At 59.5% G+C, this 20,831-nt stretch carries 21 protein-coding genes; 8 read left to right on the top strand and 13 right to left on the bottom strand.

Features of this window, described 5'->3' with window-relative positions; all coding sequences use genetic code 11:
- Positions 1–14 precede the first annotated feature (14 nt).
- The gene (locus BUA42_RS07285; RefSeq protein ID WP_072777463.1) at positions 15–821 is read right to left on the bottom strand and encodes a helix-turn-helix domain-containing protein; all 807 of its coding nucleotides are present in this window, start codon (positions 819–821) and stop codon (positions 15–17) included.
- Positions 822–1,072: 251 nt separating this feature from the next.
- On the opposite strand from BUA42_RS07285, the gene BUA42_RS07280 reads away from it, so the two are divergent.
- Entirely contained in the window at positions 1,073–1,435 is a 363-nt protein-coding gene (locus tag BUA42_RS07280) for a hypothetical protein (RefSeq protein ID WP_084066151.1), read from the top strand.
- Positions 1,436–1,439: 4 nt separating this feature from the next.
- Here BUA42_RS07280 and ilvN read toward each other — a convergent pair whose 3' ends face one another.
- Entirely contained in the window at positions 1,440–2,000 is a 561-nt protein-coding gene (gene ilvN / locus BUA42_RS07275) for an acetolactate synthase small subunit (RefSeq protein ID WP_072777050.1), read from the bottom strand.
- Between the two features lie 87 nt (positions 2,001–2,087).
- A complete protein-coding gene (locus tag BUA42_RS07270; RefSeq protein WP_072777049.1) occupies positions 2,088–3,842 on the bottom strand; it encodes an acetolactate synthase 3 large subunit in 1,755 nt (584 codons plus the stop codon).
- Between the two features lie 440 nt (positions 3,843–4,282).
- Here BUA42_RS07270 and BUA42_RS07265 point away from each other — a divergent pair, with 440 nt between their 5' ends.
- Positions 4,283–4,504: a hypothetical protein gene (locus BUA42_RS07265; RefSeq protein WP_072777048.1), complete on the top strand. Its 222-nt coding sequence runs from the start codon at positions 4,283–4,285 to the stop codon at positions 4,502–4,504.
- Here the strand turns inward: BUA42_RS07265 and BUA42_RS07260 are convergent, their stop codons facing one another.
- Complete coding sequence (locus tag BUA42_RS07260; protein ID WP_072777047.1) at positions 4,505–5,149, bottom strand: response regulator transcription factor; 645 nt, start codon at positions 5,147–5,149, stop codon at positions 4,505–4,507.
- Positions 5,146–6,570, bottom strand: a complete 1,425-nt coding sequence (locus BUA42_RS07255; protein ID WP_072777046.1) for a cache domain-containing protein — start codon at positions 6,568–6,570, stop codon at positions 5,146–5,148. Before BUA42_RS07255 ends, BUA42_RS07260 begins: the two co-directional genes overlap by 4 nt.
- Before the next feature lie 224 nt (positions 6,571–6,794).
- On the opposite strand from BUA42_RS07255, the gene BUA42_RS07250 reads away from it, so the two are divergent.
- The 3 genes from BUA42_RS07250 to BUA42_RS07240 all read left to right on the top strand — a co-directional run bounded on the left by BUA42_RS07250 (position 6,795) and on the right by BUA42_RS07240 (position 11,313).
- Positions 6,795–7,880, top strand: coding sequence for a TRAP transporter substrate-binding protein (locus tag BUA42_RS07250; protein WP_072777045.1), 1,086 nt, complete (start codon positions 6,795–6,797; stop codon positions 7,878–7,880).
- A gap of 125 nt (positions 7,881–8,005) precedes the next feature.
- Entirely contained in the window at positions 8,006–8,944 is a 939-nt protein-coding gene (locus tag BUA42_RS07245) for a TRAP transporter small permease subunit (RefSeq protein WP_072777044.1), read from the top strand.
- A gap of 14 nt (positions 8,945–8,958) precedes the next feature.
- Positions 8,959–11,313, top strand: coding sequence for a TRAP transporter large permease (locus tag BUA42_RS07240; protein ID WP_072777043.1), 2,355 nt, complete (start codon positions 8,959–8,961; stop codon positions 11,311–11,313).
- Between the two features lie 69 nt (positions 11,314–11,382).
- On the opposite strand, the gene BUA42_RS07235 is transcribed toward BUA42_RS07240, so the two are convergent.
- From BUA42_RS07235 to BUA42_RS07215, 5 genes are all read right to left on the bottom strand, one after another.
- Positions 11,383–11,757 (bottom strand): cupin domain-containing protein, encoded by a 375-nt coding sequence (locus BUA42_RS07235; RefSeq protein ID WP_072777042.1) that lies wholly within the window; start codon positions 11,755–11,757, stop codon positions 11,383–11,385.
- A gap of 100 nt (positions 11,758–11,857) precedes the next feature.
- Complete coding sequence (locus BUA42_RS07230; RefSeq protein WP_072777461.1) at positions 11,858–12,670, bottom strand: arginyltransferase; 813 nt, start codon at positions 12,668–12,670, stop codon at positions 11,858–11,860.
- 74 nt (positions 12,671–12,744) lie between these two features.
- Positions 12,745–13,326, bottom strand: a complete 582-nt coding sequence (locus BUA42_RS07225) for a retropepsin-like aspartic protease family protein (protein WP_072777041.1) — start codon at positions 13,324–13,326, stop codon at positions 12,745–12,747.
- Positions 13,327–13,392: 66 nt separating this feature from the next.
- On the bottom strand, positions 13,393–14,016 hold the full coding sequence (locus BUA42_RS07220; RefSeq protein ID WP_072777040.1) for a MarC family protein: 624 nt from the start codon (positions 14,014–14,016) through the stop codon (positions 13,393–13,395).
- Between the two features lie 55 nt (positions 14,017–14,071).
- Positions 14,072–15,925, bottom strand: a complete 1,854-nt coding sequence (locus BUA42_RS07215; protein WP_072777039.1) for an ABC-F family ATP-binding cassette domain-containing protein — start codon at positions 15,923–15,925, stop codon at positions 14,072–14,074.
- A gap of 177 nt (positions 15,926–16,102) precedes the next feature.
- On the opposite strand from BUA42_RS07215, the gene ndk reads away from it, so the two are divergent.
- On the top strand, positions 16,103–16,525 hold the full coding sequence (gene ndk / locus BUA42_RS07210; protein ID WP_072777038.1) for a nucleoside-diphosphate kinase: 423 nt from the start codon (positions 16,103–16,105) through the stop codon (positions 16,523–16,525).
- A gap of 35 nt (positions 16,526–16,560) precedes the next feature.
- Here ndk and BUA42_RS07205 read toward each other — a convergent pair whose 3' ends face one another.
- Genes BUA42_RS07205 through soxR form a run of 3 tightly spaced genes read right to left on the bottom strand, consistent with a single transcriptional unit; the run spans position 16,561 to position 18,598 of the window.
- Positions 16,561–16,899, bottom strand: coding sequence for a TfoX/Sxy family protein (locus tag BUA42_RS07205; RefSeq protein ID WP_072777037.1), 339 nt, complete (start codon positions 16,897–16,899; stop codon positions 16,561–16,563).
- Positions 16,899–18,077 (bottom strand): pyridoxal phosphate-dependent aminotransferase, encoded by a 1,179-nt coding sequence (locus BUA42_RS07200; RefSeq protein WP_072777036.1) that lies wholly within the window; start codon positions 18,075–18,077, stop codon positions 16,899–16,901. The genes BUA42_RS07205 and BUA42_RS07200 overlap by 1 nt, the downstream gene beginning before the upstream one ends.
- 56 nt (positions 18,078–18,133) lie before the next feature.
- The gene (gene soxR / locus BUA42_RS07195; RefSeq protein ID WP_072777035.1) at positions 18,134–18,598 is read right to left on the bottom strand and encodes a redox-sensitive transcriptional activator SoxR; all 465 of its coding nucleotides are present in this window, start codon (positions 18,596–18,598) and stop codon (positions 18,134–18,136) included.
- An 88-nt stretch (positions 18,599–18,686) separates the two neighbouring features.
- On the opposite strand from soxR, the gene BUA42_RS07190 reads away from it, so the two are divergent.
- A complete protein-coding gene (locus tag BUA42_RS07190) occupies positions 18,687–19,070 on the top strand; it encodes a VOC family protein (protein ID WP_072777034.1) in 384 nt (127 codons plus the stop codon).
- 242 nt (positions 19,071–19,312) lie between these two features.
- Entirely contained in the window at positions 19,313–20,695 is a 1,383-nt protein-coding gene (gene cysS / locus BUA42_RS07185) for a cysteine--tRNA ligase (protein WP_072777033.1), read from the top strand.
- Positions 20,696–20,831: the final 136 nt, after the last annotated feature.

Raw genomic sequence — 20,831 nt, 5'->3', positions numbered from 1 at the left:
CGACGCCTCCGGGTTTACTGAAACGGCTCGCCGACGCGCAGATGCGTGCGCACGAGCGGCTTGAGATCCGTCGCGCTGCAGAATCCGGTCTGGCGCGCGGCGGTAAGAACTTTGCGCGTGTCCCGGCCAAGGAAATCGTAAATCAGCCGCGCCGCGCGTGCGCCGGTCGGGCTTTCACCCACGGTGCGCACTGTGTAACCCACCCAGTAATTGTTCTCATAAGACGGCACTTGCGCGAGAAAGTTGAATGTCATTGTCAAAGCCTTCCGGCGGCTGACAAGCCCCGCAATGCCACGTTCCTGCGCCATGAGGAGCCCGCGAAACTCACGCGCCGGCGCGTCAGTGGGCAGACCCAACTGCTCCATCCCGGCCTTTGCTTCATACCCGCGCAGGAATGTCGCATCATCTTTGCGATACACGTAGACCAGCCCCCGCAGAAAGCGCGTTTCGTCGAGGAAGCTTTGCCGGTGAAATTGGTAAAACCCACTTGGCAGGAGCGCTTCGGGAAAACCTGATAGACCCGCAGAAAGGAAGTCCCGGATTTCCGGATGGCTCAACAACGCCGGCTTGGTGCTTTCAATGCTTTCCAGCGGTTCGAGAATGATCCGCGCATCGACGCCGAAATAACTGCAGATCCGAAACAAGACGTCCGGACGCGGAAAGCTTTCTCCGGAGAGATAGCGGTTGAATTGTGTCCGATTGATCCCGAGCTCCCGGCACAGCGCAGAGATGGACGGCGTCGTGCGGGCCAGTGTGCGAAGGTTCGCGCCAAGTGTGTTGCGCAGTTCTGACGGACTTGGCGTCTTCAAGGACAGCTCCATGATTGCATTCAGCACAAAACTACGGCACTGGTATTTAACTGTAACGTGTCTGTCTAATATTCAACTCTCGGAAAACGTGTATTTCGCGGGTTCAAACCAAGTTTGACGCATATTGGCATCAAGGTTGATGCTAACCAGCGTCAAGGTCAATTAATTTCTGACACAAATATTGAGCCGCCGACGCGGAATTCGACATGTCCCGAAAGTCCAAAAATTAACACATTGGAGACCTAAGATGGGGAACCAAAAATATGACAACGCAGAATATGTTTGGTGTCGTGCTCTGGTCCGACGCAAACGCGCAGAAAGCCGTGATCTGGTGTGAAGACCAAGGGGAACTGGCCTATTACACACCCTGCGAAGGCAATCTGCATGACGCCCCTGCGCTCGATGCGGGCGACCTGATTCAATTCGACGTGGTGATGCAAAAGAACATGCGTCGTGCCAAGAACCCGCAACTTCTTGAGCCGTCGCACTCTCCCAATCTGCCTTCACGATTACGCGCGACACGCGAAACCGCGCAGCTGGTCGCGAAAGAAGACAGCCCGAAGGTCGTCGATCTGGCGCAATATCTCGAACCCGTGCGGGACACGCGGATCCTTCGATCCGGTTAAAGCGTCAGGCGCCGCGGGACAACGCCGCAACGCCGGTGCGCGCGATCTCGACGAGCCCCAAGGGGCGCATGAGGTCCGCGAAGGCGTCGACTTTTTCGGATGTTCCGGTGATCTGAAAGACAAAGCTGTCGAGCGTGCTGTCCACGACATGGGCGCGAAAGATATCCGCAAGACGCAAGGCTTCGACCCGTTTGTCGCCGCTGCCTTCGACCTTGATGAGGGCAAGCTCGCGCTCGACTGAACTGCCTTCCACGGTAAGATCGTGCACCTCATGCACCGGAACGATCCGGCCCAGCTGTGCCTTGATCTGTTCGATCACCTGCGGCGTGCCCGTGGTGACAATCGTGATGCGCGAGAGGTGTCCCTGATGATCCACCTCGGCGACCGTCAGGCTTTCGATGTTGTAGCCACGGCCGGAAAAAAGCCCGATGACACGGGCGAGCACGCCTGCTTCGTTGTCAACCAGCACAGCCAATGTGTGCGTTTCCTGTACGTCCGAAAACGTCGGTCGCAGATTGTATGCGGAATGCTTGGTCGACCCTTTTTTGATCTTGAGCGCTGACATGATGTTCTTCTCTGGTTCCAAAATATCTCGGGGGTGTGGGGGCAGAGCCCCCACGCGGTCGGACCGGCGATAGCCGGTCCGATACGATTACACCATCACAGCGCCTTTTGACCCAATGGCGTCCTTGGTGCTGGCTTCGCCCAACAGCATCTTGTTGTGCGGCTCGCCGGACGGGATCATCGGGAAGCAATTCTCGTGTTTCTCGACGAGGCAGTCGAAAATCACCGGACCGTCGTAATCGAGCATCTCCATGATCGCATCGTCGAGGTCCGCAGGGTCCTTGCACAGGATGCCTTTGCAGCCAAAAGCCTCGGCCAGCTTCACGAAGTCGGGCAGGGCCTCGGACCAGGAATGCGAATAGCGCTCGCCGTGCAGAAGCTCCTGCCACTGTCGCACCATGCCAAGGCGTTCGTTGTTCAGAATGAATTGCTTCACCGGAAGGCGGTACTGCACCGCGGTACCCATTTCCTGCATGTTCATCAGCCAGGAGGCTTCACCGGCCACGTTGATCACAAGCGCATCAGGGTGGGCCACTTGAACACCGATAGACGCAGGCGTGCCGTAGCCCATGGTCCCAAGGCCGCCCGAGGTCATCCAGCGGTTCGGATCCTCGAAGCCAAGGTATTGCGCTGCCCACATTTGGTGTTGGCCGACTTCGGTGCAGATATAGCGGTCACGGCCCTTGGTCAGCGCCTCGAGCCGATCCAGCGCATGCTGTGGTTTGATCGTCTTTGCGGACGGTTTGTATTTGAGGCAGTCGACCTTCCGCCACTCGTCGATCCGCGACCACCATTTCGACAGGCCTTCGCGGTTCACCTTGCGGCCACGTGACTTCCAGACCTTGAGGATATCTTCCAGCACATGCGCCACGTCGCCGATGATCGGATAGTCGACGCGGATCACTTTGTTGATGGAGGACGGGTCGATATCGACATGCGCTTTCTTCGACTTCGGGCTGAACGCATCGATGCGGCCGGTGATGCGGTCGTCGAACCGCGCCCCGATATTGATCATCAGATCGCAATCGTGCATCGCCAGATTGGCCTCGTAAAGGCCATGCATGCCCAGCATTCCAAGCCAGTTCTTGCCGGATGCTGGGTAGCAGCCCAACCCCATCAGCGTTGAGGTGATCGGAAAGCCAGTCGCTTCGACCAGTTCGCGCAGCAGCTGGCTTGCGGCCGGACCCGAGTTGATCACACCGCCGCCAGTATAGAATACCGGCCGCTCCGCACGCTCGATGGCTTCGACGAGCTGGGTGATCGTCTCCATGTCGCCTTTGACCTGTGGCTGGTAGTGGCTGACCGGCGCTTTGGCCTTTTCGGTGTAGGTCCCGCTGGCGAATTGCACATCCTTGGGAATATCCACCAGCACCGGGCCTGGGCGACCCGAGGTTGCGACATGGAAGGCCTCGTGGATAACGCCGGACAGCTTGTCGGTGTCCTTCACAAGCCAATTGTGCTTAGTGCAGGGACGAGTGATGCCCACGGTATCGGCTTCCTGAAAGGCGTCCGAGCCGATCATAAAGGTCGGCACCTGACCGGTGAGAACCACGATCGGGATCGAATCCATGAGCGCGTCGGTCAGACCTGTCACGGCATTCGTGGCACCAGGCCCCGAGGTCACGAGCACCACACCGGGCTTGCCTGTGGCGCGCGCATACCCTTCCGCGGCGTGCACCGCGCCCTGTTCGTGACGCACAAGGAAATGGCGAATGCCGTTCTGCTGAAAAATCTCGTCATAAATCGGTAGCACAGCGCCACCGGGGTATCCGAATACTGTGTCGACACCCTGATCCTTCAGGGCTTGAACCACCATTTTCGCTCCGGTCATTTGACGTGTCATCGCTATGCTCCGTTTTCAGACACTACGTTTCGTTACGCATAAAAAAGCCCCCGGTGTTCAGTCGGGGGCGCATGGGGTTCTATTGAGGTTCCGTTACCGGCCCATGCACCAACATCCTACGATGACGACTAGCTCGCGCATTTGTCGAAAGCTCCTTTTCGCGTGCGGGGACATTATGGGCATGGTCCGCGGGCGTCAACATCGAAACGCAGGAAAAAAGAACGCAGGATCGCAGAAAATTTGGCAAAAGTTGCGTTACGTCGCATCAATGTTGAAATTTTCGTTAATTCGCACGGAAAGCCATCCGGCACAGACGCACATGCGACTGCTCACCACACATCAACTGTGCGTCATCGCGCGGAGGTTCGGATTGATACAATATGGTTCGCCACGCTAGAGTGAACCGAACAGTTCAGTCATTGCGGCGAAAGGTAGATCACATGGTACGGCGTCAGAATTTCCGCATCGCTCGGTTTTCGATGGCACACGCGTCTGTATTGATGGTGCTTCTCGCTCTCGGCGCGACGCTGGACACCCAGGTCAGCCCCGCGGCGCAAGCCGCACTTGCGACACCGCAAGATCACGCGGAGCAGCCGCGCATCATAAAAGCGGCGTTTTGGTCGGTGTTCCAGTGCGATGAAGCCAAGGACGTCGACGTCTGATCAGCCGTTGACACCGGTTCCCTGCAGAACTCCGTGCTCAAGCGCATAGCGGGTCAGACCAGCGGTTGAACTGATCCCCAGTTTTCTCTTGATGTTCTTGCGGTGCGTTTCGACGGTCCGCACAGAGATATCGAGCGCGATGGCCACTTCCTTGTTCGATTTGCCTTGGGCAAGTTCGAGCAGAATCGTCTGTTCGCGGTTCGTCAGCGGTTCACGACCGCCACCGTCCGCAGGCGTCAACGCACCCTCGGCACCGGTGCACAGGTATTGCTCGCCGCGCATCACTGCGTCGATGGCGTTCTTGATCTCTTCCGTAGGCACGTCTTTCAGAACGTATCCCTTTGCCCCGTGGCCGAGCGCGGTCGAGATGTATTCCGGCGCATCATGCATCGACAGCACAAGCACGCGTGTCTCGGGACGTCGTTCCAGAACGATTTCCGTGGCCGAAAGGCCGTTCAATCCGGGCATGTTGAGGTCCATCAGCACGACATCAGGGCTCAGGATTTCCAGCCGGTCTATCAGAGCTTGTCCGTCTCCCAGTGTGGCGAGCACTTCGATATCGTCATATCCCTCAAGGATCGCCTCGATGCCTTCGGCGACCATCGGGTGATCGTCAACAATGACAACTCGGGTGCGTTCGCTCATGCCGGGGCCTCGGTGATCTGGGTCCGCCGCCGGTCTTCTGGCGGCAGGACATGGGTCAGCGGAATGTCGGCTTCGATAGTTGTGCCTTCCGAGGATGACAAGACACGCAGTTGCCCGCCCAGCTGGTCGATGCGCTCTTGCATATTACGCAACCCAATCCCGGGTCGGGCTTCGCGTCGGCCGGTCTGGAAGCCGCGCCCATTGTCTTCGATGCGCAGCGTTGCTCCGTCGCGGTGGCCGCGCAAGCTGATCTTCACCTGCGAGGCTTGTGCGTGCCGCTCCACGTTTGTCAGCGCTTCCTGGGCGATGCGGTAGAGCGCGATCTTGGCATCCTGATCCAGCCGGTTCCGGAAGACGACGGTGTCAAAATGTGTTTCGATTCCGTTTCTTGCGCGGAAATCTTCACTTAAGGATTTGATCGCGGGACCCAGTCCGAGATCATCCAGAACCCCCGGTCGCAGGTCGCGACTGATCCGGCGGACTTCGGTGATTGCGGTATTGAGGTTTTCGATGCCTTTCGCCAGCGGTTCGGACGCCGTCGCGTCTCCTTTCCTGGATCGGCGCAGAGCCACGTCCAAGGCGTATTTCACGCCAACGAGGATCTGGCTGATCCCATCGTGCAATTCGCGCGCGACGCGCCCGCGTTCCTCTTCCTGCGCATCGAGAACGCGCTGCGTGAGTTCCCGCAGTTTCGCGTCCGACAGTTTGCGTTCACGGACGTTCAGGAACACACCGGTCAGAAAAACCATCAGCAACGCCGCAAGTGTAATGGCCGAGATATAGACAAAGGTCTGCTGCACCCGCGCTTCGACTTCGGCGCGGGCAACGGCCACGGATTCGACCACGTCATCAATGAAGACACCGGTCCCGACAGCCCATCGCCAACTGGGAAAAGAGGTGACATAGGTGATCATCCGCGCTTCTTCGCCGCTGGATGGTTTCGGCCACAGGTGTTCGACGTAGCCAGCACCTTGGCGCGCTGTCTCGATGAACTCCTGCACGACCAACGTGCCTTCGCTGTCCTCCAGATCGAGCCAGTTTCCGTTGATCAGTTCGGTCTGCCGAGGGCTGACGAGGTTTGTGCCATCATAGTCATAGACGAAAAAGAATCCCTCATCCCCGTAGATCATCGCACTGAGGATCTGGGCGACCTGATCGCGCGCTTGCATATCGTTCGGCGGGGCAGAGCCGTAGATGAAGTAGAACCCGTTGCGGGCTTGCGTCACGTAGTTGCGCAGCTCGCGTTTCTTGGCTTCGATCAGTTGCGTCTCAAGAACCGCGATTTCCCGATCCGCCATTTCGCGCGACTGGTTGGCGACCAGCCATGCAATCGCAGCGGCGGACAGGATCAGCGGAACCGAGGCCAGGAGAAACAGTCTCTGACCGTTGGTGATGCGAAGGCGACTAAAGCTCCAAGCCATGATCAAGCGCTATCGCAGGCGAGGGACGAATCAAAGTCACGTTGTCAATCTGATAGCGCTATCGGTTTGAAAAAGTGACCGGATGCACCTCATTTTTTGGCGATCCTACGTATCTCTGGGTATTTGCATGCGACTTAAGTCTGTCTAGTGTCGCCGCTACTTAACGATCCGCGCGGGGGCGGACTTGCTGCCTTTGCGCATCCAGAACTCAGGGGAGGTAATACATGGATCGTCGTTCATTCCTACGGACGTCTACCGTCGGCGCAGGTGCTGCGGCCGCGACAACACTGGCAACACCACTCGTTGCTCAGGGCACACGGACGCTCACAATGGTCACATCCTGGCCGCGTGGCTTTGCGGTTCTCGATGATGCGGCCTCGTATTTCGAAACAATGGTGCGCGAAATGTCCGGTGGCAGCCTTGTCATCGACAAGAAAGCACCTGGTGAACTTGTGGGTGCGTTCGAAGTCTTCGACGCGGTGTCGTCCGGTCAGGCCGACCTTTACCACTCTGCCGACTACTACTTCATCGGTCAGCACCCGGGCTATGCCTACTTCACAGCCGTGCCGTTCGGTGGCACCGCTCAGGAAGTCACGAACTGGTACTACCATGGCGGCGGCGAAGAACTGCATGACGAGCTTGGTTCGATCTTCAACCTGAAAGGTCTGCTGGCGGGTAACTCCGGTTCGCAGTCCGGTGGTTGGTTCCGCAATGAAATCACATCCGCAGACGACTTCAACGGTCTGAAGTTCCGTATGCCGGGCCTCGGCGGTCAGGTTCTGACACGCATGGGTGCATCGGTTCAGAACATTCCAGGCGGCGAACTGTACCAGGCTCTGTCCTCCGGTGCTCTCGACGGTCTGGAGTGGGTTGGCCCGATGGCTGACGAACGCGCCGGTTTCCAGGAAGTCGCGAAGGTTTACTACACCGCTGGTTTCCACGAGCCGGGCTCTGCGCTTGCGGCATCGGTGAACCTCGACGTCTGGAACGAGCTGTCCGATCAGCACAAGGCGATCATGCGCTACGCCTCCATGGCGACCACGCATCTCCAGCTGTCCGAAACGCTGGCGAACAACGGTGCCGCTTTGGCCCGTTTGCAGGCACAGGGCGTCAAGACGCTTCAGTTCTCGGACGATGTCTGGGATGCCTTCGGCGCGGCTTCCGCGGAAGTCATGGACGAGAACATGGGCGACGAACTCTTCGCCAAGATCCGCGCGTCGTTCGAGGAAAGCCTCGCAACATCCGCATCCTGGATCAACAAGTCCGACGGCTACTACGTCGAACAGCGCGTGCGCGTTCTGGGCGGCTGATCTCGACTTTCGAGACACAAAAAACTGGGGGTCCCTGCTGTGCGGGGACCCTCCTTGGCGTATAACGCCCAAGACCGCAGGTCGGCACGGATCGTCCGGCATGGCGCAAGGGACGGGGGAATACCATGGAAGAGGTTCAGGCAGTCAGCTTTGGCACCGCCTTGGCAGCCTTGGGAAGCGGGATCGTCTGGGTGCTCCAGAACATCGCCGCGTCATTCTACAATTTCGGCTACGCGATCACGCATCCGTCGCTCTGGCTCGACTGGAGCGACAAAGAAGCCATCATGCGCTTCGTGTATTACGGCGGGTCGGTCGAATTCTTCTTCGTGGTCTTCACCACATTCCTGATCGTCACGGCGATTGGCATGTGGCGCAACGATTTCATGTGGCTCTGCGTCCGTGGGCTCGAAGGCATGGCCAATACAATCGGCCGGTTCTTCGCCTGGGCCGGTCTCTTGATGGTGATCCAGCAGGTGGTCATCGTCTTCATGCAGCGGATTTTCACCCGTCCCGACATCTCGATGGGGTTCGGTATCCCGGTTGCCTTCGACATCTCGTGGTGGGCCGAAGAGCTCAAGCTTTACAACGCTTTGGTGGTCACGCTTTGCCTGACCTACACCTTCGTTCAGGGTGGCCATGTCCGGGTTGACCTGATCTATTCCGCCGTGTCGCACCGCACAAAGCGGGTGATCGACATGGTGGGCAGTCTGATCTTCATGATGCCGATGGCCATCATGATCTGGCTCTACGCTTGGTTCTTCATGTGGCGCCATCTAATCGTGCCCAATCCTTCCGCCTCCGAAAGCCTGGACCGGCTGCTGAACAAGTCTCGCGCGTTGCGCTGGAACGTCGAAACGATCGGCTTCAGCCCGTCGGGCTTCAACGGCTATTTCCTGTTCAAGGTTCTGCTGGTCGCGATGTGCGGCCTGATCTTCCTGCAAGCCGTGGCGTTCTTTTACCGATCCTTCCTCGAATGGAAGGAAGGTGAAGAGAGCGCAGACAAGTATCTCGACAAAGACGTGCTCGAACAGGGTGAAGAACCCTACGACCACGCGGAACTCTAAGGGCGGAGACAGTCATGCTTTTTGGACTTGATGGCGTCGAGATCGGCCTGATCATCGTATTCCTGACGCTTTTCGGCGCAATTCTGTCCGGCTTCCCCGTGGCCTTTGCCATTGCTGGTGCCGGTGCCATATCCTTTGGGATCATCGCTTCGCTAGACAGCGCGGGGCTGCTGATTCACCAGGCGATTGACACCTCGTCGGCGGCTTATGCCGCTTTGGTGTCTGATGGAGCGAACCCCAACTCGATTTCGATATTCCGAAATCCGGAGTTGCCGCGAATAGAAGAGCCCGTCTTCCCGCAAGGCTGGGAGGTCGCGATGGAGCGCAACGTCGCTTTCATCGTGAACCGGATCAACGAACGGGTTCTCGCGGGTCAGTCCATCGAGACGCTTCTGGCGGTTCTGATGTTTGTTCTCATGGGCATTGTGCTGGAGCGGTCGAAAATCGCGAACGATTTGCTCACCACTATGGCACGTGTTTTCGGTCCGCTTCCGGGTGGCTTGGCCGTGTCGATCGTCGTCGTGGGAGCTTTCCTTGCGGCCTCGACCGGCATCGTCGGGGCGACTGTTGTGACCATGGGGTTGCTGGCACTGCCGACGATGCTTCGCAACAATTACTCGCCTGAACTTGCCACGGGTGTGATTGCGGCGTCGGGAACGCTTGGGCAGATTATTCCGCCGTCAATTGTGATCGTCCTTCTGGGCACGCTGGCGGGGGACATCTATTCCGCGGCGCAGGAAAACCGGGCAGTCCTTGCAGGCTGTACCGATGCACTCACTTATCTGGGCGAACCTGCGGTGGTATCCGTCGGCACGCTGTTCCAGGCAGCGCTTCTGCCTGGTATCCTGCTTGCCGGGCTCTACGGGGCCTATGCTTTTGGCTTCGCAATGCTCAACCCGTCAAAAGCGCCGCCGGTCGAGCTTGGCTCGACAAACGCAGAACCCATTACACGTGGGGAGGGCCTGACCTGGTTCCTGTTTGTACCGGTTGCACTGGTGGCGGGAACACTTCTTCTGGGACAGGTCAACGTCATCGGTTCGCAATCCATGCAAGTGGACAGCTTTTCGGACGTAGGGCAGTCGGCGAGCCTCCGTACAAATGTTGGCCCGGAATGCCAGGCATCCATGATCGAGTTGCATGGTCAGGAAGCCTGGGACGCGGCGCAGGAAGAGCAGGCCAGCATCGACGCGGCCGGGGGTGTTGCGCAAAGCGTGCGTCTGACCGAGGAAGAAATGACGGCGGCCATTGCTGCGAAAGTTGCAAATGCTGCACCGATCGGAACCGGTATCGCAGTTCTCGTGGTTCTGTTTGGCCTCGCGCTCAGCATGGCCAGAGGCGTGTCGCCAAGTGCCGATCCGCGTCCCATCATTGTCGGCGCTGGCGGTCTGCTTTTGCTTTTGCTCGTCGATATCCTGTTCATTTCGCCGACGACATCGGCGATGGGCACTGTCGTTTTGATGGCGATTCCGTCGGTCATCGCTTTGTGGGGCACGACCTACGCGGTCAAGATCATGTCGAAGAACGAATTGATCCGCGTGGTGTTCCCGCCGCTGGTGCTGATCGTCGCTGTGCTCGGATCGATCCTTGGCGGCATCACCAACCCGACGCCGGCTGCGGCGCTTGGTGCGGCAGGTGCCATCATGCTGGCGGCTTACCGAAAGCTGAAAGAGCAGGACAAATCCGGCAAGATCATCATCAATTCCACCTTCGCGGTGGCGATCATGATCCTGATCGGCATCAACTTCGATTTGCGGATCAACCTTGACGAAGTGTCGGCGGAAAGCTGGATCGGCTTCCTCGTCGCCTATGCCGCCTACCTCTACGCTTTCTTCGGTCTGCTGTTCAGCTGCTGGGTGCTTTACCGAAGTGGCGTTCTCAGTCCAGCGGTGCGCGAAACGGCCAAAGTCACCAGCATGGTGTTCACCATCTTGATCGCGTCACAGCTGTTGAACCTCGTCGTGATCAGCTTCGGCGGTGAGCATTACATTCAGGACTTCCTGAAGAGTTTCGACAACGAATTCCGCGTCTTCCTGATCGTGATGCTGATCATGTTTGTCCTCGGCTTCGTGCTCGACTTCCTTGAGATCATCTACATCGTGGTGCCGATTGTCGGACCCGTGATCTACGGGGGATCGTTCGATCCGGCTTGGGTGACGATCATGATTGCAGTGAACCTGCAGACCTCCTTCCTGACACCTCCATTCGGCTTTGCGCTGTTCTATCTGCGCGGCGTCGCGCCGAAGGAAGTGACAACTGCGCATATCTATCGTGGGGTCATCCCCTTCGTGCTCATTCAGGTTGTCGGGCTTGCGATACTTTGGTTCTTCCCCGGCATCGTGACGATCATACCAGACTTGATCCCGAACTGATCTGCGCAGAACTCAAATACAAAAGGCCGCCCAGATCGGGCGGCCTTGTTGATTTCACAGACTTAAGCGTTACGCCGCGTCCGCGTCTTCCTTGGTGTCATGCTCTGTGCCAGCCTCATGCTCGGGCGGAGAGTATGTCGTGTAAAGACGCAGCATGCCGGTGCCGGTATTCTTGAAGTTGTGATACTTGCCGGACGGCACGATGGCGACATCGCCAGCCGAGATCTCCATCTCGTCGTCGCCAATCTTGGCTTTGCCCATGCCGTCGACGAAGTAGAGCAGCTGGTCGTGGCCTTCATGGGTTTCCCCACCGATTTCGCCACCTTCGGGGATCGCCATCAGGACCAGTTGCGTCTCGTCGCCGGTCCAAATCACCTCGCGGAATTGATCGTTGTCACGCGCCAGTTTGGCAATGGGCAGTACCAGTTTGTCTCGTTCAGCCATGTCTCGCTCCTTTCGAATATGCGAAAGGGTAACGCGCGCAATGGCAGAGCGTTCCGGAGTGCCGTCACAGATTCCGCAGGACCGCAGAGTGCGGTCGATTTTATGCGCGCAGATCCGGCAGCGAGATATTCGCGACCTGTTCGGCAATTGGATCGGTCGACATGGGATGCGTGTCCGCCGAATACGCATCTTTGTGCTTGAACGGCTCCCACGCGCCGTGGCGGTAGACTTCCAGGCCCGAGAAGGATGCTTTGTAGCCCATCTTGGGACTGCCCGGCACCCAATAGCCTAGGTAGACATAGGGCAGACCTGCTTCCCGCGCGATCTCCACATGATCGAGGATCATATAGGTGCCAAGGCTCTGCGCTGGCACGTCGGGGGCGTAGAACGAATAGACCATGCTCAAACCATCATCGAGCACATCCGTCAGGCACACTGCCTGCAAGTCACGCGTCTCTTCATTTGTGTACTCGATGACCCGCGACCGGATCGGTGTTTCTTCGACCATGGCTGCAAAGTCGAACACATCCATATCCGCCATTCCGCCGTCGGCGTGCCGGGCATCCAGATATGTGCGGAACAGATCGTACTGGTCTTCGGTCGCCCAGGCGCTGGACGCCCGACGGCGCAAATGATCGTTGCGCCGGATTGTTCGGCGCTGGCTGCGCGATGCGCGGAATTTCGCCACGTCAATGCGGGCCGATAGACACGCCGCGCAGTCCGAGCAGGACGGGCGATAGAGTACGTTCTGCGACCGGCGAAAGCCCTGCTTCGACAACCCGTTGTTCAACTTGTCCGCTTGCTCTCCCTGCAATGCCGTAAACAGCTTGCGCTCCATCCGACCGGGCAGGTACGGGCAAGGCTGTGGAGCCGTCACATAGAACTGTGGCGCAATGGGCAGCGAGTGGCGCATGAGTGTTCCGTCTTCGGTGTGTGGCAAACCGTAGCCCAACGGCTTCTTCCCGCCAACCCCCCAGAAAAGGGGGGCTAGCGCTCCAGCACAAGTCGCCCGTTTGCGATCTCGAGCCGGGCAAACCGGTTGAGATATTCCATGCCCAGAAGCGACTTGGTCATCTCTCCTTCGTTGACGAAGGCCCGGACGTTTCGGTCGTGAAAGGGACCCAGCGCCACATCGTCCAGCCGAACCGGCGCGGTGCGTACCACGCCATTTGCCGTCATCGCCTCAGAGTAGAAGATCATGTCTTCATCATCCAACCCGACCCGTGCGGCATCGGCCTGTGTCAGCACCATGCTTGTCGCGCCGGTGTCAACGACAAAGCGCACGGGTGTCTCGTTGATGTCCAGTGTCAGATAGTAATGCCCATCGGGGCCGCGCGGCACCTCGATCCGACCGGCATCGGTCATCACCATCTGCTGCGGATGGACCGTCTGTCGGATATCGCCCCACAACCCCACCGCCGCGACAGTGCCAAGAAAGATCAGACCCCACAGCGCCCCTTGCTGCAACGTCTTGTTCAGGCTCTGCCGGTTCTGGACAAAGAACCAGAACACCAGAACCGCGCCCAGCAGGACGAGATACGCCAGATTGCCATATTCCATCGTGGACATGCTGCTTCCTCACAAGGTCTTACATGAAATGTAGGGCGCAACCCGCGTATTTTGTAGGTCCGTGGCCTATCCGCCAAGGGTAAGGCCAAAACCCTGAATACCGTCCAGCACAAATTGCACGGAAAGCGCCGCCAACAACATGCCCAAAAGCCGCGTCACGACCACGATTCCGGTTTTGCCCAAAGCCCGTTCAATGGCCGTGGCGCTCAGAAAGAAGAGGAACACCAGCGTCAGCACACCGACCATGACACCCAGCACCGATACAATGCCGACCGTCCCGTCGGCTTCGCCGGTCAACAGGATGATGGACGCGATGGCCCCCGGACCGGCGATTAGCGGGATGGCGATCGGGAACACGGACGGGTCGGGCGCATCTTCGGCTTCCGCCTGATCCTCGCGGCGCTTCGTGCGGCGTTCGAACAACATGTCGAGCGCGGTCAGAAACAACAGGATACCGCCCGCAATCCGGAACGCGGGCATTGAAATACCGATGAAGACCAGCACCTGTTCGCCGAGAAACGCGAAGAGAAACAGCAATCCGGCCGCAATCACCGTCGCTCGCACCGCAATCGCGCGCCGCTGCTGCACTGTCATGCCAGGGGTGAGCGCGATGAAGATCGGTGTCAGGCCGATCGGGTCGATGACCACGAACAGCGTGACAAAGGCGGATATGAGGAAGGCGGGATCCATGACCGCTCGCTACCGGTGTGAGGCCCGTCTGGCAAGACGATGTCTCGGAACGCGCCTAGACCTGTTCCGCCATCTCCAGCTTCTCGAGCGCCTTTTCCCACAGCGCTTCGGCTCGGTGCAGACCCTCCATCACCTCGGCGTATTTCTTGTTCCAGGTTTCCAACTCACCGGTCCGCCCATCCTCGTAGAGCGCGGGGTCAGCGAGTTTCGTGGCAAGCTGCTCGCGCATCTGTTCGATTTTCTCCACCCGTGCTTCGCATTTGCGCACCTCGGCACGCAGGGCCAGCAGTGTGTCGCGGTCGGGTCGGGCAGGGCGCGCAGGCTTTGCCTTGTCGGTTTTCGCCGGCTTGTCTGCGGCAAGAAGCATCGTGCGATACGCGTCGAGATCGTCGTCGTAGGGCGCAACGGTGCCGTCTTTTACCAGCCACAAGCGATCCGCGACCATGGACAGAAGGTGCATGTCGTGGCTGACCAGAATGACCGCGCCGGAATACGCGGTGAGCGCTTCCACCAGAGCCTCACGGCTTTCGATGTCGAGGTGGTTGGTCGGTTCATCGAGGATCAGCAGATGCGGCGCGTCAATCGTGGCCAGAAGGAGCGACAGTCGCGCCTTTTGACCGCCCGAGAGCCGCCCGACCAGCGTCTCCGCCTGATCGGTCCCCAAACCAAATCCTGCCAGTCGCGCGCGATGCTTGCCCGGCACCTCATCCGGACGCACGCGCCGGAGATGATCGAGCGGCGTCTCGTCGACATGAAGTTCGTCGACCTGATGCTGCGCAAAGAACCCGATGCGCAGTTTCGACGACCGCGTGATCCGTCCCGCCATCAACGGCAACCTGTCGGACAAGAGCTTGGCCAATGTGGACTTGCCCTGTCCGTTCTTGCCCAAAAGCGCGATCCGGTCATCCTGATCGATGCGCAGGTCCAGCCGTTTCAGGACTTCCGTATCGCCGTAGCCCGTCACACCGTTCTCGACCCGGATAATCGGCGGCGACAGCTCATCCGGCTGCGGAAAGGAAAACACCCGCTTCGCCGCCTCTTCGGGTGCCGCGACCATGTCCATCCGTGCGATGGCTTTCAGCCGCGATTGCGCTTGTTTGGCCTTGTCCGCCTTGTAGCGGAACCGGTCCACATAGGACTGAAGATGGGCGACTCGCGCCGCCTGTTTCTTGGCAACCGCTGCCGCTTGCGCCCGCCGCTCGGCCCGCTGGCGCGCGAACTGGTCATAGGGGCCCTGGTAAAAGGTCAATGCGCGGTTTTCGAGATGCAGAATGGAACCGACGGCGCGGTTCAGAAGCTCCCGGTCGTGGCTGATGACGATGACCGTGTAGGGGTATTTCGCCAGATAGCTTTCCAGCCAGAGCGCCCCTTCGAGATCAAGATAGTTGGTCGGTTCATCGAGCAACAGCAAATCCGGCTGGGCAAAGAGAACACCCGCAAGTGCGACGCGCATACGCCAACCGCCAGAAAAGGCGGAACACGGCATCCGCTGCTCGGCATCGTCAAAGCCAAGGCCCTTGAGGATCGACGCCGCGCGCGCCTCGGCTGACCACGCGTCGATATCGGCAAGCCGCGTCTGCACCTCGGCAATCCGCGCCCCGTCGGTCGCTGTTTCTGCCTCGGCCATCAGGGCGGCCCGTTCGGTGTCGGCCTCCAGCACAGTGTCGATCAGAGACACGTCGGACCCCGGCACCTCCTGGCTGACGCCGCCGATCCGCGCACCGCGCGGGACCGAGATTGCCCCGCCTTCAAGTGCCAGCTCACCCCGTATCAACCGGAAAAGCGTTGTCTTGCCAGCGCCATTCGGCCCAACCAGACCAACCTTGTGGCCATCGGGAATAACCGCCGATGCGCCCTCGAACAAAGGTCGCCCGTCCACGGAATAGGTGATGTCCTCGATCTTCAACATGCCCCGCCCATAGCAACGGTCGCCTGAACAAACCAGCACCTCTCTCTTCTTCGTTTCAAAAATACCTCGGAGGTGCGGAGGCAGAGCCTCTGCGAGCCCCGGCAGGGGCTTTCCAATGCCAGACCTGCGTGTTAACGGGCGCGTCAAACACAACCCTCAAAGGATGGAGCGACCCAAATGGCCCTCGAACGGACCTTCTCGATCATCAAACCCGACGCCACCCGCCGCAACCTGACCGGCAAGATCAACGCCAAGTTCGAAGAAGCGGGCCTGCGCATCATCGCGCAGAAGCGCATTCATCTGACCAAGGCACAGGCGGGCAAGTTCTACGCCGTCCACGCCGAGCGTCCGTTCTACGACGAACTGTGCGAATTCATGGCGTCCGAACCGATCGTGGCGCAGGTTCTGGAAGGCGAAAACGCTATCTCGAAGAACCGCGAAGTCATGGGCGCCACTAACCCTGCGGATGCAGCGCCGGGCACGATCCGCGCCGAGTTCGCGGAATCCGTGGGCGAAAACTCGGTCCACGGCTCCGACGCACCCGAAACCGCTGCAGAAGAGATTGCCTTCTTCTTCTCAGGCCTCGAACTGGTCGGTTAAACCCAATCCCCGTAGGTCGGACAAACGTGTCCGACCTACCGCTTCTGGCCGACGCCGATCTGGTCCAGAAACCGCTCGATCCCGGTCGGCACCGCATCCGACCGTGCCGCCACTTCGGCCTTCAGCGCATCGAACCGTACGCGCAGCGCCTTCTTCTCCTCCCCCTTGCAATCGTTCCACGGCCGTCCCTGCAAACCCATATGCAGGACGTAGTAACCGATGAAATGCGGACGTATCCCGGACAGGAGCAACCGCTTGTAGGCCTCATCTGCGCCCATCTCGCGCAGTGCTTCTGCCGATGGGATGCCTGCCTTAGCGCAGGCCTCATCCATGGCGGGGCCCAGATTGCGGATGGAGGAGACGGGTTCTGCCATCACACCGCCTCCGCCAAAAGTGCTGCGAACCGGCAAAGCCGCTGCAGCGCGTCTTCGAACCATGCATCGTCAACCGTCATCGCCACGCGCACATGCCCTGCCGCCGATGTGCCAAAGCTTTCGCCGGGCATGACAGCGATGTACTCTGCGTCGAGCAAAGCGTTGGCAAAGGCTTCTCCGGAGAGGCCGGTCGCGCGGACGTCCAGCATGACATACATCGCGCCCTGCGCCGGGACCGCCTGCACCAGTTGCTGACCCTTAAGCACCCGCGCCGCAATCTCCCGCCGGCGCAGGAACGGGGCGGCCACCTCTGGTTCAAGTATGGGATTTCGCAACGCGAATAGTGCCGCATCCTGTATGAAGCCCGGCACGCCGTAGGTCGTGTTTGTCGCCAGATCGACAAGTGCCGAAATGGCGTCTTCGGGTCCGATCACCCACCCACAGCGGCTTCCGGTCATGGCGTGGCTTTTGGACATGGAGCCGATCACCAGCGTGCGCTCAACCATCCCTGGCAAGGCCCGCGGCGACAGATGCGCGCCATCCCAGACCTGCGTGTCATACACCTCGTCCGAGATCAGCCACATGTCGCAGGTCTTCACGACATCGGCGATCATCTCAAGCGTGTCGCGCGGGTAGACCGCGCCAGTGGGGTTGTTCGGCGTATTGATCAAGAGCGAAGCCGCGCCGTTGGCGGCGGCCTCAAGATCCGCACGATCAGGCAGAAATCCTGTCTCGGCCTCGGTCGGAACCGCGCGCGGAACCGCTCCTGCCGACCGCACGACGCCGGGATAGGTGGCATAGAAAGGGTCCACGATCAGTGTCGTATCGCCGGGTGAACAGGCTGCCATATGCGCGGCAAAGAGTGCCGCCTGACCGCCGGGCGTAATCAGAACATTCTCGCGTGTTGTCGCAACCCCGCTTTGTGCGGTCACCCGCGCCGCCACCGCGTCGCGCAGCGCGCTCACACCTGGGACCGATGCATAGCCCGTGTGCCCTCCCACGGCGCTGTCATACATGGCGCGCAGGATCGACGGGTCTGTACGAATGTCATGCTCGCCAATGGTCAGCTCGATCACGTCGTCACCCGCCTCGACCATCGCGCGAGCGCGGTAGAACACGTCCCACCCGTCCGACCCGCCGCCATTCAGCGTGGTGATGCGGTGCGATAGCGTTGGCATACCTGTCTCCAAAACCTTTCGCGTTTCCTGCCAGAGCCTGCCGCGGAAAGTCCAGTTCAGTCTTCGAGTGGCACATCCCCCATCAGGTAACGCGGTCCCGCGCCTCGCTGCGCCGCCCGGTCCACCGGGTTATAGAGCGCGCAGCTCTCCAATGAGAGGCAGCCGCACCCGATACACCCGTCAAGCCGCTCCCGCAGCGCCTGCATCTGCAAGATGCGGGCGTCCAGAACGGTGCGGAACTCGGCTGACAAACGCGCCCAATCGGCCTTGGTCGGTGTTCGCTTCTCGGGCAGCCGGGCCAGCGCATCGCGGATCTCCGCAATCGAAAACCCGAGGCCTTGTGCGATCATCACGAATGAAAGGCGACGGATGTCAGACCGCGCGAACTGACGTGTCCCGCCCGCGGTGCGAAACGGACTGACGAGCCCCTGATCTTCGTAAAACCGGATGGCCGAGACATTCAGACCAGTGCGCGTCGCGATTTGCCCGATACTTAACCCACGATTTCTTAAATCATTCATATATTTGGATTCTTTTCGGTTGATCTAAACAATTGTTGATATCCTACGCTAATCGCATCTCACCGAAAAGGATAAAGGACCCTCCGCCATGACCACACGATTGGAACATATCAATATCTCCGTCCCCGACGCCCGTGCCACGGCCGAAGTGCTTGGCACGCTCTTCGGTTGGGAAACCCGGTGGGAGGGCGACACCCCCGGCAAGGGATATTCTGTCCATGTTGGAACGGGCGACAGCTACATCGCGCTTTACAGCCCCGGTCACGCCATGTCCGATCACCGTCCCAAGAAGTACACGCAATACGGCGGACTGAACCATATCGGACTGACGGTCGACGATCTGGATGCCGCAGAGGCCAAGGTTCGTGCAGCGGGGTACATGCCACATCTCCATGCCGATTACGAGCCCGGACGGCGGTTCTATTTCGATGGTCCGGACGGCGTTGAATACGAGATCGTCAGCTACGCCTGAGACGCGGTTTCGAAACCGTGTGACCAAGCGTTTTCTAAATTGCTTGGTCCGACGCTTTGACGACACACAGGGAAAAACACTTGACCCAATGCGCTGCCCGCCGCTAGGCACGTGGCATGACCAAGATCGCAACATCTATTTGCTGCATTATCCGCTAACCCATCTGGCGGACCGGTCCTCTATTCCCTTCACGAACAGACCTTGATACGTCCGCCGCGATACCGCTCCGCGAGGACTTCGCCATGACCATCCGCCTGACAAACACGGCAACGCGCAAGAAAGAGGAGTTCGTCCCCCTCGATCCGAAAAACGTGCGCATGTATGTCTGCGGACCCACTGTCTACGACCGCGCGCATATCGGAAACGCGCGCCCAGTCATCGTGTTCGATGTGTTGTTCCGGCTCCTGCGCCATGTCTACGGCGCGGATCACGTGACCTACGTCCGCAACTTCACCGACGTCGATGACAAGATCAACGCGCGTGCCGCCGACTCCGGTCGCTCGATCGGCGAGATCACCGCCGAGACGACGCAGTGGTACCTCGATGACATGGCCGCCATCGGCGCGCTAGAGCCGACGCACATGCCCCGCGCAACCGCCTACATCGCCGAGATGATCGCGATGATCGAAGACCTGATCGCCAAGGGCCATGCCTACGAGGCCGAGGGTCATGTGCTTTTCGCCGTCGACTCGTGGAAAGACGGCTACGGCAAGCTGTCCGGTCGGTCCGTCGATGACATGATCGCAGGCGCCCGGGTCGAGGTCGCGCCCTACAAGCGCAACCCGATGGACTTCGTCATGTGGAAGCCGTCTTCGGACGATCTGCCCGGATGGGACAGCCCGTGGGGCCGGGGGCGTCCCGGATGGCACATCGAATGCTCTGCCATGGCCTATGATCTGCTGGGCGAGAGCTTCGACATCCACGGCGGTGGCAACGATCTGTTGTTCCCGCACCACGAGAACGAGATCGCGCAATCGAAATGCGCGGGCCACGGCTTTGCGCGCTACTGGCTGCACAACGAGATGTTGCAGGTCGAAGGCAAGAAGATGTCCAAGTCGCTGGGCAATTTCTTCACCATCCGCGACCTGCTGGATCAGGGTGTCCCGGGTGAGGTGATCCGGTTCGTGTTCCTGTCCACGCATTATCGGAAACCGATGGATTGGACGGAAAAAAAGCGGAAGGAAGCCGAGGCTACGCTTCGAAAGTGGCGCGACTTGGCCGCCAGAGCAGATCTACTGGACCCGCCGAAGCCCGTTCCGACGGTTGTCGACGCATTGCGCGATGACCTGAACACCCCGAAAGCTCTTACTGAACTGCATAGACTTGCTGCCGAAGCGTCTGACAAGGCAGGGCCTCATCTTGATCTTTTCGTTGTTTCTGCTCGGCTATTGGGCCTCTTGACGGAACAACTTGCCGGTTGGCACGAGACAAAGATTGACCTGTCCGATTACGCGAACCGGCTGTCGCAACTTCGCGCAGATGCGATGGCGACTAAGGATTTCAGCGCCGTGGACGCCATGAAAGCGGCATTGTCGGATGCTGGCGTCGAAGTCCGAATGTCAAAAACTGGGGTCGAGCTTGTCCCGGGGTCGAGCTTCGATGCTACGAAGCTGGAGGGCGTATAATGGCAAATCCCTTGACCCACTGCGCCTGGCGGCACGCCGGGCCGCGCCCGACCCTCCCCCCGGGAGGGCGCATTGGCTATCCGCTCGTACCAAGCCAATGGCATGCGCGTGACGCCGCCTCACACCGATCGACCGA

The organism is Marivita hallyeonensis (assembly GCF_900129875.1).
In the GTDB taxonomy this organism is placed as follows: Bacteria; Pseudomonadota; Alphaproteobacteria; order Rhodobacterales; family Rhodobacteraceae; genus Marivita; species Marivita hallyeonensis.
The sequence above is the reverse complement of the archived record's forward strand: the minus strand, read 5'-3'. Positions and strand labels throughout refer to the sequence as shown.

Coding starts and splice junctions, on each gene's coding strand:
- BUA42_RS07285 (WP_072777463.1), bottom strand. CDS start 821: ATGGAGCTGTCCTTGAAGACGCCAAGTCCGTCAGAACTGCGCAACACA.
- BUA42_RS07280 (WP_084066151.1), top strand. CDS start 1,073: ATGACAACGCAGAATATGTTTGGTGTCGTGCTCTGGTCCGACGCAAAC.
- ilvN (WP_072777050.1), bottom strand. CDS start 2,000: ATGTCAGCGCTCAAGATCAAAAAAGGGTCGACCAAGCATTCCGCATAC.
- BUA42_RS07270 (WP_072777049.1), bottom strand. CDS start 3,842: ATGACACGTCAAATGACCGGAGCGAAAATGGTGGTTCAAGCCCTGAAG.
- BUA42_RS07265 (WP_072777048.1), top strand. CDS start 4,283: ATGGTACGGCGTCAGAATTTCCGCATCGCTCGGTTTTCGATGGCACAC.
- BUA42_RS07260 (WP_072777047.1), bottom strand. CDS start 5,149: ATGAGCGAACGCACCCGAGTTGTCATTGTTGACGATCACCCGATGGTC.
- BUA42_RS07255 (WP_072777046.1), bottom strand. CDS start 6,570: ATGGCTTGGAGCTTTAGTCGCCTTCGCATCACCAACGGTCAGAGACTG.
- BUA42_RS07250 (WP_072777045.1), top strand. CDS start 6,795: ATGGATCGTCGTTCATTCCTACGGACGTCTACCGTCGGCGCAGGTGCT.
- BUA42_RS07245 (WP_072777044.1), top strand. CDS start 8,006: ATGGAAGAGGTTCAGGCAGTCAGCTTTGGCACCGCCTTGGCAGCCTTG.
- BUA42_RS07240 (WP_072777043.1), top strand. CDS start 8,959: ATGCTTTTTGGACTTGATGGCGTCGAGATCGGCCTGATCATCGTATTC.
- BUA42_RS07235 (WP_072777042.1), bottom strand. CDS start 11,757: ATGGCTGAACGAGACAAACTGGTACTGCCCATTGCCAAACTGGCGCGT.
- BUA42_RS07230 (WP_072777461.1), bottom strand. CDS start 12,670: ATGCGCCACTCGCTGCCCATTGCGCCACAGTTCTATGTGACGGCTCCA.
- BUA42_RS07225 (WP_072777041.1), bottom strand. CDS start 13,326: ATGTCCACGATGGAATATGGCAATCTGGCGTATCTCGTCCTGCTGGGC.
- BUA42_RS07220 (WP_072777040.1), bottom strand. CDS start 14,016: ATGGATCCCGCCTTCCTCATATCCGCCTTTGTCACGCTGTTCGTGGTC.
- BUA42_RS07215 (WP_072777039.1), bottom strand. CDS start 15,925: ATGTTGAAGATCGAGGACATCACCTATTCCGTGGACGGGCGACCTTTG.
- ndk (WP_072777038.1), top strand. CDS start 16,103: ATGGCCCTCGAACGGACCTTCTCGATCATCAAACCCGACGCCACCCGC.
- BUA42_RS07205 (WP_072777037.1), bottom strand. CDS start 16,899: ATGGCAGAACCCGTCTCCTCCATCCGCAATCTGGGCCCCGCCATGGAT.
- BUA42_RS07200 (WP_072777036.1), bottom strand. CDS start 18,077: ATGCCAACGCTATCGCACCGCATCACCACGCTGAATGGCGGCGGGTCG.
- soxR (WP_072777035.1), bottom strand. CDS start 18,598: ATGAATGATTTAAGAAATCGTGGGTTAAGTATCGGGCAAATCGCGACG.
- BUA42_RS07190 (WP_072777034.1), top strand. CDS start 18,687: ATGACCACACGATTGGAACATATCAATATCTCCGTCCCCGACGCCCGT.
- cysS (WP_072777033.1), top strand. CDS start 19,313: ATGACCATCCGCCTGACAAACACGGCAACGCGCAAGAAAGAGGAGTTC.